Here is a 12,042-nt window from a genome sequence, read left to right as displayed (position 1 = left end):
GTTTTTCATCTACAATAAGAGATAATTGCAATTATAATAATGCTACCTATATAGAAGTAGCATATTACGGAGATTAACTATGACTATCGAACCAGTTGACTATGAATATGAAGATTCCGGCTCACTTATTAAAGTAATCGGTGTAGGCGGTGGTGGCTGTAATGCGGTCAACCATATGGTAGAACAAGAAAATAAATTATCGCCTCAGTTTTTAAATGGTGACGACGACGCTGAAACACAAATAGTACAGCCAACAATCAGCGAAGATTTCCTATATCCAAATTTTGATGATGAGTTCGGTAAAATAGAATATTATGCAGTCAATACTGATGCACAAGCATTACGTACAAGTAAAGTGCCTCAAACCATTCAAATTGGTGGCGCATTAACTCGTGGTCTTGGTGCAGGTTCTAATCCAAATGTAGGTCGTAAAGCCGCTGAAGAGGATCGTGAGGCTTTACGTCAAGTTTTAGAAGGCGCCGATATGGTGTTCTTAGCCGCTGGTATGGGCGGTGGTACAGGTACAGGTGCAACACCAGTTATTGCACAAATTGCAAAAGAACTTGGTATTTTAACTGTTGCCGTTGTAACTAAACCTTTCTCATACGAAGGTCGCAAAAAAATGTACTTTGCAGAATTAGGGATCAAAGAGCTATCTCAATATGTTGATTCGCTCATTATTATTCCTAATGAAAAATTAATTAAAGTACTTGGTAAAAATATTACTATTCCAAATGCATTTAAAGCAGTAAATGAAGTATTACATAATTCTGTAACTGGTATTTCTGATATGATTACCTCTCCAGGTATCATCAATGTGGACTTTGAAGACGTTAAAACTGTTATGTCTGAAATGGGTCGTGCAATGATGGGTACTGGTTTTGCTAAAGGTAAAGCATCTGAAGATCGTGCTGAAAAAGCAGTCCAAGAAGCTATTGCAAGCCCATTACTTGAAGATGTTGACTTACAAGGTGCTAAAGGTATCTTAATTAACGTAACTGCGGGTCCAAATTTAACCCTTGGTGAATTAGATACTGTTGCAAGTGTAGTACATGGCTTTGCTTCTGAAGATGCAATTATTAAAGTGGGTACTGCTCTTCTTCCAGAATTAGAAGATGAAATCCGCGTAACTCTTGTTGCGACTGGTATTGGTGAACGTGAAGAACCAAATATCCGTATCCGTAACGCAAGTTTAAATGAAGTGAATCATGCTGAAGCAAAACCTGCGGCAGAAACCACTTCACCTTCATCAGATGAAAATACTGATGAACCAAAAGATACACTTGATACACCGACTTATGAACGTAAACGTGATTTTAGTCAGTTCAATGTGGCTCATTTTACAAATAAATAATTATTAATAAGAAGATAATGCGATGATCAAACAACGTACTTTAAAACAAAGTATTAAAGTTACAGGAGTAGGGTTACATAGTGGTAATAAAGTTACCCTTACCTTACGTCCTGCGATGCCCAATACGGGTGTGATCTATTGCCGTACAGATCTCAATCCGCCTGTCACTTTCGTAGCAAACGCTAACGCAGTGCAAGATACGATGCTTTGTACCGCATTAGTTAATGAAGACGGTATCCGTATTTCAACTGTTGAGCATTTAAATGCAGCGTTGTCAGGCTTGGGTATTGATAACATTATTATTGAAGTAGATGCACCAGAAATTCCGATCATGGATGGTAGTGCGAATCCTTTTGTCTATTTACTATTAGATGCTGGTATTGAAGAACAAGATGCAGCTAAAAAATTCATTCGTATTAAAGAAAAAGTACGTATTGAAGATGGTGATAAATGGGCAGAGTTCGAACCATTTAATGGATTACACTTGGAATTCACTATTGATTTCCAACATCCAGCAATCAGTAAAGATGTGCGTCATTATGCGACAGATTTTACAACCGAAACTTTCATTCAACAAATCAGTCGTGCAAGAACCTTTGGTTTTATGAAAGATATTGAATATCTTCAATCACAAGGTTTAGCACTAGGCGGTAGTTTAGATAATGCAATTGTATTAGATAATTATCGTATTTTGAATGAAGAAGGCTTACGCTTCAAAGATGAATTGGTACGCCACAAAATGCTTGATGCAATAGGCGATCTCTATATGGCTGGACACAACATTATTGGATCTTTTAAAGCGTATAAGTCTGGTCATGGTTTAAATAATAAATTGTTACGTAAACTATTAGCGGATGAAAAAGCGTGGGAACTTGTTACTTTTGAAGACAAAGTTGAAGCGCCGCAAGGTTACCTCATTCCAGAGCAAGTATTAGCTTAATCGTTTGTAACAAATTTAATTAAATAAAAAAGCGAGATATTTATCTCGCTTTTTTGTTTTCATTCAAAGTTCTACAAATTAGTAAGCTAAGATTGCACGACGATCTTTTGCGTAGTCAGCTGCAGTGTGACCTAATACAGCTGGTTTTTCTTCACCATAAGAAATGGTAGAAAGTTGTGCTTGGTTTACACCTTTGCTTAATAAGTAAGTTTTTACTGCATCTGCACGGCGTTGACCTAATGCAATATTGTATTCAGGTGTACCACGTTCATCGGTATAACCTTGAATTTGCACGTGTTCAGCTGGGTTAGCCATTAAATATGCAGCTTGTGCATCTAAACGTGGCAAATATTGAGGATCAATATTGTAACGATCAAATGCAAAGTAAACGGTGTTTGCTTGCTGATCTTGTTGTAATTGTTGTGCAGTAAATCCACCGAATGTAGTTGGTGCAGTTTCAGTTGGAGTGGTTGAACCACATGCCGCTAATACTGCAATAGAACCAGCTACTGCAAGCATTTTTGTGATTTTTTTCATCACGTTCTCCTAAAATTAATTTAAATAAGGTGACCATGCAGGGAATTTAACCTGACCATCACCACTAGGTAAACGAGCTTTAAAATGCCCATCTGCCGATACTAATTGTAACACCTTTCCTAAACCCTGAGTAGAGCTATAAATAATCATTAAATCATTCGGCGATAAACTTGGACTTTCATCTAAGAAAGTCGTAGTAAGAAGTTGTTTAGTTCCAGTTTCTAAGTTCTTTTTCACAAGATGGTCATTAGAAATGAAAATCAAGTTTTTACCGTCTGAAGTTAATTGCCCACTATAATTTAAACCTTGGTTAGTCAGTTGTTGAACATCACTACCATCACGATTCATCATATAAACTTGTGGGTTACCGTTACGATCTGATGTAAAAATAATATGTTGACTATCAGCACTCCAAGATGGTTCTGTATTATTACCTGCATTCTGTGTTAACTGAGTAATTTGGTGCGTACTCAAATTATAGAGATAAATATTAAGTTTACCGTCTTTAGATGATGAAAAAGCAAGCGTTGTTCCATCAGGTGAGAAAGATGGCGCACCATGATGTCCAGGACCTTGTACGATTACGTTACGTTGCCCTGTCGCAAGATCTTGCATAATTAATCGAGATTGTTGATTTTCAAAAGAGCTATACGCCATTTTACGACCATCTGCAGACCATGCTGGTGACATAATCGGTTCTGCACTACGGAAAATGATATGTTGATTATGACCATCATAATCAGCAACACGTAATTGATATGGGCGATCGCCACTATTTTCTTGAATCACGTAAGCAATCTTCGTTCTAAATGCCCCTTTTACTCCGGTAAGCTGTTGGAAAATGGCATCACTAATCGTGTGAGCACCAACACGTATTTTACTTGCAGGAATTAAGTATTGTTTTTGTAATAGTACACGACCTGCAGCACCAGAAACACCTAAAGTATCAACAAGTTGGAATGCGACGGCATAACTATTACCATTTGGCGTAATTTGCCCAACAACCACATTACCAATTCCTAATTTAGCCCATTCCGCTGGTTTCACTTGCGTAGCTGAATTAGGTTGTTGAGGCATACTTTGGGTGGGATATGCTTGGAACATTCCACTATTGGTTAAATCTGCTGCAACAATACTGGAAATATCAATCGGTTTACTACCCTGTCCATTCCAATGGAAAGGGACAACGGCAATTGGTCTTGCAAATACAGAACCGCCATCAATCACAATGCGGACTTCACTTTCTGCCTTTGCCGTTTGCAATAAAAATAGTACACCAAAAAATAGTGTCACTATCATTTGTTTTAGCTGTTTCATTCACGTTCTCCTTTCAGCGTCGAAACTTCTACTTTTACGTATTCTAGCCTATTTTTATAAGAGTAAAAATTCTTACATTTTATTAGACGCCTCAATTTTCGGAAAATTTTATGTTTTTATAAAAATAAATAATAAATTCATTATATTAGCAATTATCCTTTTTCACCGCTGAAATTAGCCGTTAGCATGGTTTTCCGTTATAATCTTTAACATGTTAAAGCCAATGAGATATTAAATTTATGACACAGATTGCCCATAATCCACTTGTACTAGTGGATGGTTCCTCTTACTTATATCGTGCCTTCAACGCCTTTCCACCTCTTACCAATGATAAAGGCGAGCCAACTGGTGCGATGTACGGCGTTTTAAATATGTTAAAAAGCCTTATTTCACAAGTAAACCCAACTCATATTGCCGTTGTTTTCGATGCAAAAGGGAAAACATTCCGTGATGAATTGTTTGAAGAATACAAATCTAATCGCCCTCCAATGCCTGATGATTTACGTTGCCAAATCGCACCATTACACAACATGATCAAGGCATTAGGTATCCCCTTACTTGTAATTGATGGCGTTGAGGCTGATGATGTTATCGGAACCTTGGCTACTGAAGCGTCTAAAAAAGGACAAAAAGTTCTGATTAGTACAGGTGATAAAGATATGGCACAACTTGTTGATGACAATATCATGCTCATCAACACCATGAACAATACACTCCTGGATGAAAAAGGCGTAGAAGCAAAATACGGTATTCCACCAGCGCTTATTATCGACTTCCTTGCACTAATGGGCGACAGTTCGGATAACATTCCAGGCGTTAAAGGTGTTGGTGAAAAAACTGCACTCGCATTATTGCAAGGTATCGGTAGCCTTAAAGAGATCTATGCAAATTTAGATAAAGTGGCAACATTAACCATTCGAGGTGCAAAAACCCTTGGAGCAAAATTAGAGGCTGAAAAGGCAAATGCCGAACTTTCTTATTTACTCGCGACAATTAAAACAGACGTAGATTTACATGTTTCAACCGATGCACTTACCGTAAAACCTGCGGATATGCCTGCATTAATCGAAAATTTTGATCGCTATGGCTTTAAACGTTGGTTGAAAGATGCGCAAAATGGAATCGCATCCATTACGACAGCCAGTGACACGACAACAACCGCTCCAAAAACTAGCGATACATTACACAAAGAAATTACTCGCAAACCACTTACTGGTAAGACTAAAAAGAGTACGCAAATTAGTGTTGATCGTAGCAAATACGAATGTATTTTAAATGAAGACCAATTAGAAGCATGGTGCCAGAAATTACAAACTGCTTCTCTCTTTGCTATTGATACTGAAACTGACGCATTGGATTATATGCAGGCTAACCTCGTAGGTATTTCTTTTGCGCTTGAAAATGGCGAAGCAACTTACTTACCTTTGCGCCATGATTACACAGGTGCGCCACAACAACTAGATTTTGAAAAAACGATTCAAATCTTAAAACCGATTTTAGAGAATGAATCGCTTAAAAAAGTGGGACAAAATCTAAAATATGATGCTCATATTTTCGAGCGTTCTGGTATTCAGTTAAAAGGAATCGCTTTCGATACGATGTTAGAAGCCTATGCATTAGATAGCACAGGTAAACATAATCTTGATGATCTTGCAAAAGAGTATCTAAATTATCAAACGATTACTTTTGAAGAAATTGCAGGAAAAGGTAAAAAACAACTCACCTTTAATCAAATTCCAGTAGAAACAGCAACTGAATACGCAGCCGAAGATGCGGATATTACCATGCGCCTACATCTTTTCCTCAATGAACAACTCAAAAAAGATCCGAAAATCGAGGCGTTATATTCAGAACTAGAACTTCCGTTACTCCCAATTTTACAAAAAATGGAAAGTACAGGTGTGCTCATTGATAGTGATGCGCTTTTCCTTCAATCTACTGAAATTGAAAGTAATCTACAACAATTAGAACAACAAGCCTCTACACTTGCTGGAGAAAGTTTTAATCTTTCTTCGACCAAACAATTACAAGAAATTTTATTTGATAAATTACATTTGCCAGTCCTTAAAAAAACACCAAAAGGTGCTCCGTCCACCAATGAAGAGGTGCTAGAGGAACTTGCTCTTGAACATGAATTACCGAAAGTCATTGTCGAGCATCGTGGGCTAAGTAAGTTAAAATCAACCTATACAGATAAATTACCTCAACTTGTTGATGAATCAGGACGTGTACATACCTCTTATCATCAAGCGGTTACCAGTACTGGGCGTTTATCCTCTAGCGATCCAAATTTGCAGAATATTCCTGTCAGAAGCGAAGAAGGTCGCCGTATTCGCCAAGCATTTATTGCACGAGATGGCTTTAAAATTATGGCTGCCGATTATTCACAAATTGAATTACGCATCATGGCACATTTGTCTAAAGATGAAAATTTAATCAATGCCTTTAACACGGGGAAAGATATTCACCGTGCCACCGCCGCTGAAATTTTTGGATTACCGCTAGATGAAGTAACAAATAATCAACGCCGCAATGCAAAAGCAATCAACTTCGGTCTCATTTATGGCATGAGTGCTTTTGGCTTAGCGCGCCAATTAGGTCTTGCTCGTAACGAAGCTCAAGATTATATCAAACGCTATTTTATGCGTTATCCTGGTGTGCAGGATTTTATGCGTCAAGTACCAGAACGAGGCAAAGAAACAGGCTATGTCGAAACCCTATTCCATCGCCGTTTACATCTTCCTGGATTAACTGCAAGTAATGCAATTGCACGCAAAGCAGCAGAACGTTTGGCAATTAACGCACCAATGCAAGGCACAGCGGCGGATATTATCAAACGTGCTATGATTGCGATTGCTAAAGAGATTCAAGACTCAGATGAAATTCAAATGATCATGCAAGTGCACGATGAACTAGTCTTTGAGGTACGAGAAGATAAAATTGATTTTTGGTCACAAAAAATCAAAAATTTAATGGAAAATGCTGCCGTGCTTGACGTGCCACTTATTGTGGATGTTGGGATTGGTGAAAACTGGGACGAAGCCCACTAATAATCCATACCTTAGATATTATTCCAAAGAAAAAGCCCGAATTAAATCGGGCTTTTTTATGCATTATGTAAAGCGGAGAATTAAAGAATATCTAATAATTCAACTTCAAATTCTAATGGGCTATTTGGTGGAATAGCAGCGCCAGCACCACGTTCACCGTATGCTAATTCTGCAGGAATCACAAGTTTCCATTTAGAACCAACAGGCATCATAGTTAACGCTTCAACCCAACCTGGAATTACACCACCAACTGGGAACTCAGCTGGTTGACCACGTTGTACTGAGCTATCAAATACAGTACCGTTAGGTAATTTACCTGTATAGTGAACACGAACATGATCATCTTTAGAAGGAACTTTACCGTTACCTTCTTTTAATACTTCGTATTGTAAACCACTATCAGTTACTTTAACGCCATCTTTTTTTGCATTTTCAGCTAAGAATTTTTCACCTTCTTTTTTCGCTGCTTCTGCTTCTGCTTTTAACACTTCAGATGCTTGTTTTTGTAATTCTAATAATGCGTTTTGAACGTCCATTAATTCAAGTGCAGGTACTTGTTGCATTAATACATCATAAATACCTTTACCCACAGCAGCTGGAGTAATTTCTAATTTACTTTCTAATAATTGTTGACCAATTTGTAAACCAATCCCGTAGCTACCTTTCGCAGAGGTGGTGCTTAAATCTACGTTTTCAAAGATGTTATCTGTCATTTTGTTTTCCTCTGTTAATAAAAACTGTTATCTGAAATTACTTCGTGATCGTACCAAGCAATTCACCCATTTTAACAGGATGCCCTACTGTCAATTCTGGCGCTAATGTCATGCTATCTTCAACAAATAGGTTGATTACTGTTGAGCCTAGTTGGAAAGCTCCCATTTCTTGACCTTTTTTAAGTGAAACGGCATCCTCACCATCATAATACCAGTCAACCACACGTTTATAGCGAGGTGGATTAATCACACCCGCCCATACGGTTTTCATACTAGCCGTAATTGTCGCCCCAACAAGAATTTGTACCATCGGTCCAAATTCAGTATCGAATAAACAGATTACTCGCTCATTACGTGCAAAAAGATTTGGCACATGTTCTGCTAAAAATGGATTTACAGAAAATAACTCACCTGGTACATAAGTCATTTGACGTAATGTTGCATCACAAGGCATGTGAACACGATGATAATCTCTCGGTGAGAGATATGTGGTGGCAAAAATTCCATTTTCAAATGTTTTTGCTAAATTTTTATTGCCACCAAGTAAATCTTCTAAAGAAAAGTAGTGTCCTTTCGCTTGAATGAGCAAATCTTCTTCAATTTTACCACATTCACTGATGCGACCATCCGCTGGTAAACAGAGATTTTTATCGCCTTCTACAATTGGACGAGCTCCCTCTTTTAGTTCACGGGTAAAAAATGCATTAAACGTTGGATAATCGTTATAACTCGATTTTGCCGCTTCTTGCATATTTATATCGTATTTTTTGGCAAACAACTTAATCACCAAATGAGTAAATCCGCCCCATTCTTTCTCGGCTAAATAACCTGCAATGCGGGTCATATAAATCTGAGGCATAACATATTGGAAGGCGACTTTAAGTCTTTGCCAATAACTTGGTCTAAAAGAATTATTTGTTGCTGACATTGTAAAATGCTCCTTAATTCAGATTAACGTTTACGACCAATACCAGGAAGTCCGCCAAGACCACCCATGCCACCAAGTCCACCCATCATGCCTTTCATGCTACGCATCATCTTAGCCATGCCGCCTTTACGCATTTTCTTCATCATTTTCTGCATTTCACCGAATTGTTTCAGCAATTTATTTACATCTTGTACGGTGGTGCCAGAACCTTCCGCAATACGACGGCGTCGGGATGCTTTAATAATGTCTGGATAAGCACGTTCCTTAAGCGTCATGGAATTAATCATCGCTTCCATTTTGGCAAACATTTTGTCATCTACCTTATTTTTTAGATGATCTGGTAAATTTTTCATGCCAGGAAGTTTATCTAGCATAGAAGTTAATCCACCCATTTTTTTCATTTCAATGAGCTGTTGACGGAAATCTTCTAAGGTAAAATCATCACCTTGTTTGAATTTTTTCGCTAATTTCTCTGCTTTTTCTTGATCAACGGTACGTTGTAAGTCTTCGATTAAAGACATCACATCGCCCATACCTAAAATACGAGAAGCGACACGATCAGGATGGAATGGTTCTAATGCCGTTGTTTTTTCACCAACCCCAAGGAATTTAATTGGTTTACCAGTAATTTGACGAATAGAAAGCGCCGCACCACCACGCGCATCCCCATCAACTTTAGTTAAAATCACACCCGTTAATGGTAAAGCTTCATTGAAAGCTTTTGCCGTATTTGCTGCATCTTGCCCTGTCATCGCATCAACGGTAAAGAGTGTTTCAATCGGATTTAATGCTGCATGAACTTGTTGAATTTCTTGCATCATTTCTTCATCGACATGTAAACGCCCTGCTGTATCGACAATCAACACATCATAGAATTTAAGTTTTGCATCACTTAATGCGGATGTTGCAATATCCACTGGACTTTGTTGAGTGGAAGATGGATAAAAATCAACACCCACTTCACTTGCTAAGGTTTCTAATTGTTTAATCGCTGCTGGGCGATAAACGTCAGCAGAAACGACAAGCACTTTTTTCTTTTCACGCTCATGTAAGAATTTAGCAAGTTTTGCAACACTCGTTGTTTTACCCGCCCCTTGTAAACCAGCCATAAGGATAACTGCAGGCGGTTGACAAGCTAAATTTAAACTTTCGTTCGCATCCCCCATTGCCACTTCTAATTGGCGTTGGACGATTTTTAAAAATTCTTGCCCTGGTGTTAAGCTTTTATTAACTTCCTCACCAATAGCTTGTTCTTTAACTTGTTTAATAAATTCACGGACAACGGGAAGTGCCACATCCGCTTCTAATAATGCCATGCGTACTTCACGCAAGGTATCTTTAATATTATCTTCGGTTAAACGCCCTTTCCCTGTGATATTGCGTAGGGTCTGCGAAAGGCGATCTGATAAATTTTCAAACATAATAAATCCTAAATTCGCAAATAAAATTTCGGCTGATTATACTAAAAACTAAAGATTTTTTCATTAGTTGCAATAAGAAAAGCCATTTTCATAAAAGACGTCGACTAACAAAAAAATTAATTAATGCTGTTATTTTCATTCATATAACAACAAGATAAAAATAAAAAAGAAAAAATTTCCCCAATAAATCAATTAATCATTGTATAATATCCGCACATTTTAATTTTTTAAAATGATCGGGCAAAGTCAAACTATATTTCACTTTGCCTTTATATTCACTCACGCAGGATCATATTATTTTGGACAGTATTCCCCTTAGTACACTATTTATTATTTTAATTATCTTATTAATCCTTTCTGCCTATTTCTCAGGTTCTGAAACGGGATTACTTTCTGTCAATCGCTATCGTATGCGTTTCCTTGCCGAAAAAGGCAATAAAGGCGCACAAAAAGCCGAAAAATTATTAAATAAAACCGATCGTCTTTTAAGCCTTATTCTTATTTGTAATAACCTCATTAATATTTCCGCTTCTGCTATTACCACTATAATTGGAATGCGTATTTCTGGTGATCTTGGTGTAGCCGTAGCAACAGGGGTTTTAACCTTCTTCATGCTTATTTTTTCTGAAATTTTGCCAAAAACAATTGCTGCAATTTACCCAGAAAAGGTTGCTTTTTTCTCTAGTCACGTCCTTGTTCCGCTCGCTAAAATTTTAAGTCCTATCGTATTTTTGATGGATCTTATTATCAAAGGTTTAATGCGTTTACTTGGCTTAAAGAATGAAGCAAAAAACCATACGCTAAGTGCAGAAGAATTACGTTCAATTGTGATGCAATCAGGCAAATATATCCCTGGCTCTCACCAACAAATGTTGTTATCTATTCTGGATCTCGCAGAGGTAACGGTTGATGACATTATGGTTCCTCGTAATGATATCGGAGGAATTAATATTGAGGATGATTGGAAATCTATCATGCGTCAATTAAACCATGCTGCACATAGCCGTGTTGTTCTTTACAAAGATAGTCTTGATGAGCAAGTGATCGGTATCTTACGTATCCGTGAAGCTTATCGTTTAATGTTAGACAAAAATGAATTTAGTAAAGAAACATTAATTCGTGCCGCTGATGAACCTTATTTCATTCCAGAAGGTACACCACTCAATACTCAACTTTTAAACTTTAGAACAAAAAAAGAACGTGTTGGTCTAGTTATTGATGAATATGGAGACATTAAAGGGCTTATTACCCTTGAAGATATTTTAGAAGAAATTGTTGGCGAATTTACTACTTCAACAGCCCCTTCAATTGACGAAGAAGTCGAACGTCAATCTGACGGTTCTATCATCATTGATGGAAGTGCAAATCTTCGGGATTTGAACAAAATGTTCCACTGGGATTTAGATAACGAAGAAGTCAGAACTTTCAATGGTTGGATCATTGAACATTTAGAAGAAATTCCTAAAAAAGGACAAATATTTAAAATTGAAGGACTAAAAATTACGATTCTGGAAGTTGCCGATAATATGGTTAAACAAGCAAAAGTTGAAAAGTGTGTTTAAACCATTAATCACGCCTCAATTTTCAAAAAAATTTCTATTTATCAAATAGAAGATCGGCGGGGAAAATGCCCCGCTATCTTGCTAAAATTTCAAGGAAAGTGGATAATACCAAGGTTTTTTGTGTTCATAATAAACACAGAATATTCATATTATTGATACCTTTAATGCAGCGAATGGCATAAGACATAAAGTAGCAATAATTTTCCAAGTCACGGATGTG

The 12,042-nt window shown here is 37.4% G+C and carries 9 protein-coding genes; 4 read left to right on the top strand and 5 right to left on the bottom strand.

The features are described 5' to 3' along the window. The first annotated feature begins 79 nt into the window (after positions 1–79). The gene (gene ftsZ / locus EL259_RS05280) at positions 80–1,354 is read left to right on the top strand and encodes a cell division protein FtsZ (protein ID WP_126599664.1); all 1,275 of its coding nucleotides are present in this window, start codon (positions 80–82) and stop codon (positions 1,352–1,354) included. Between the two features lie 22 nt (positions 1,355–1,376). After that, complete coding sequence (gene lpxC / locus EL259_RS05275; protein ID WP_126599662.1) at positions 1,377–2,294, top strand: UDP-3-O-acyl-N-acetylglucosamine deacetylase; 918 nt, start codon at positions 1,377–1,379, stop codon at positions 2,292–2,294. A 78-nt stretch (positions 2,295–2,372) separates the two neighbouring features. Here lpxC and pal read toward each other — a convergent pair whose 3' ends face one another. Beyond that, positions 2,373–2,831 (bottom strand): peptidoglycan-associated lipoprotein Pal, encoded by a 459-nt coding sequence (gene pal, locus EL259_RS05270; protein WP_126599661.1) that lies wholly within the window; start codon positions 2,829–2,831, stop codon positions 2,373–2,375. A 15-nt stretch (positions 2,832–2,846) separates the two neighbouring features. After that, positions 2,847–4,148, bottom strand: coding sequence for a Tol-Pal system beta propeller repeat protein TolB (gene tolB / locus EL259_RS05265; RefSeq protein WP_126599659.1), 1,302 nt, complete (start codon positions 4,146–4,148; stop codon positions 2,847–2,849). A 239-nt stretch (positions 4,149–4,387) separates the two neighbouring features. Between tolB and polA the strand changes: the two genes are divergently transcribed. Continuing rightward, complete coding sequence (gene polA / locus EL259_RS05260; RefSeq protein ID WP_126599658.1) at positions 4,388–7,198, top strand: DNA polymerase I; 2,811 nt, start codon at positions 4,388–4,390, stop codon at positions 7,196–7,198. 80 nt (positions 7,199–7,278) lie between these two features. On the opposite strand, the gene EL259_RS05255 is transcribed toward polA, so the two are convergent. From EL259_RS05255 to ffh, 3 genes are read right to left on the bottom strand one after another with little or no spacing between them, the layout of a single operon-like run. Beyond that, positions 7,279–7,911: an FKBP-type peptidyl-prolyl cis-trans isomerase gene (locus EL259_RS05255; RefSeq protein ID WP_126599656.1), complete on the bottom strand. Its 633-nt coding sequence runs from the start codon at positions 7,909–7,911 to the stop codon at positions 7,279–7,281. A gap of 37 nt (positions 7,912–7,948) precedes the next feature. Continuing rightward, positions 7,949–8,839, bottom strand: coding sequence for an archaetidylserine decarboxylase (gene asd / locus EL259_RS05250; protein WP_126599654.1), 891 nt, complete (start codon positions 8,837–8,839; stop codon positions 7,949–7,951). Positions 8,840–8,862: 23 nt separating this feature from the next. After that, positions 8,863–10,260, bottom strand: coding sequence for a signal recognition particle protein (ffh, locus tag EL259_RS05245; RefSeq protein WP_126599652.1), 1,398 nt, complete (start codon positions 10,258–10,260; stop codon positions 8,863–8,865). Between the two features lie 299 nt (positions 10,261–10,559). On the opposite strand from ffh, the gene EL259_RS05240 reads away from it, so the two are divergent. Continuing rightward, a complete protein-coding gene (locus EL259_RS05240; protein WP_126599650.1) occupies positions 10,560–11,822 on the top strand; it encodes an HlyC/CorC family transporter in 1,263 nt (420 codons plus the stop codon). Positions 11,823–12,042: the final 220 nt, after the last annotated feature.

The sequence above is a fragment of the Actinobacillus delphinicola genome (genome assembly GCF_900638385.1).
Classification (GTDB): domain Bacteria; phylum Pseudomonadota; class Gammaproteobacteria; order Enterobacterales; family Pasteurellaceae; genus Actinobacillus_C; species Actinobacillus_C delphinicola.
This window is presented reverse-complemented; position numbering and strand designations above follow the sequence as displayed.

What these genes read in the sequence shown, in the direction of transcription:
- lpxC (WP_126599662.1), top strand. Translation starts at nt 1,377, where the DNA reads ATGATCAAACAACGTACTTTAAAACAAAGTATTAAAGTTACAGGAGTA.
- ffh (WP_126599652.1), bottom strand. Translation starts at nt 10,260, where the DNA reads ATGTTTGAAAATTTATCAGATCGCCTTTCGCAGACCCTACGCAATATC.
- ftsZ (WP_126599664.1), top strand. Translation starts at nt 80, where the DNA reads ATGACTATCGAACCAGTTGACTATGAATATGAAGATTCCGGCTCACTT.
- polA (WP_126599658.1), top strand. Translation starts at nt 4,388, where the DNA reads ATGACACAGATTGCCCATAATCCACTTGTACTAGTGGATGGTTCCTCT.
- asd (WP_126599654.1), bottom strand. Translation starts at nt 8,839, where the DNA reads ATGTCAGCAACAAATAATTCTTTTAGACCAAGTTATTGGCAAAGACTT.
- EL259_RS05255 (WP_126599656.1), bottom strand. Translation starts at nt 7,911, where the DNA reads ATGACAGATAACATCTTTGAAAACGTAGATTTAAGCACCACCTCTGCG.
- tolB (WP_126599659.1), bottom strand. Translation starts at nt 4,148, where the DNA reads ATGAAACAGCTAAAACAAATGATAGTGACACTATTTTTTGGTGTACTA.
- pal (WP_126599661.1), bottom strand. Translation starts at nt 2,831, where the DNA reads ATGAAAAAAATCACAAAAATGCTTGCAGTAGCTGGTTCTATTGCAGTA.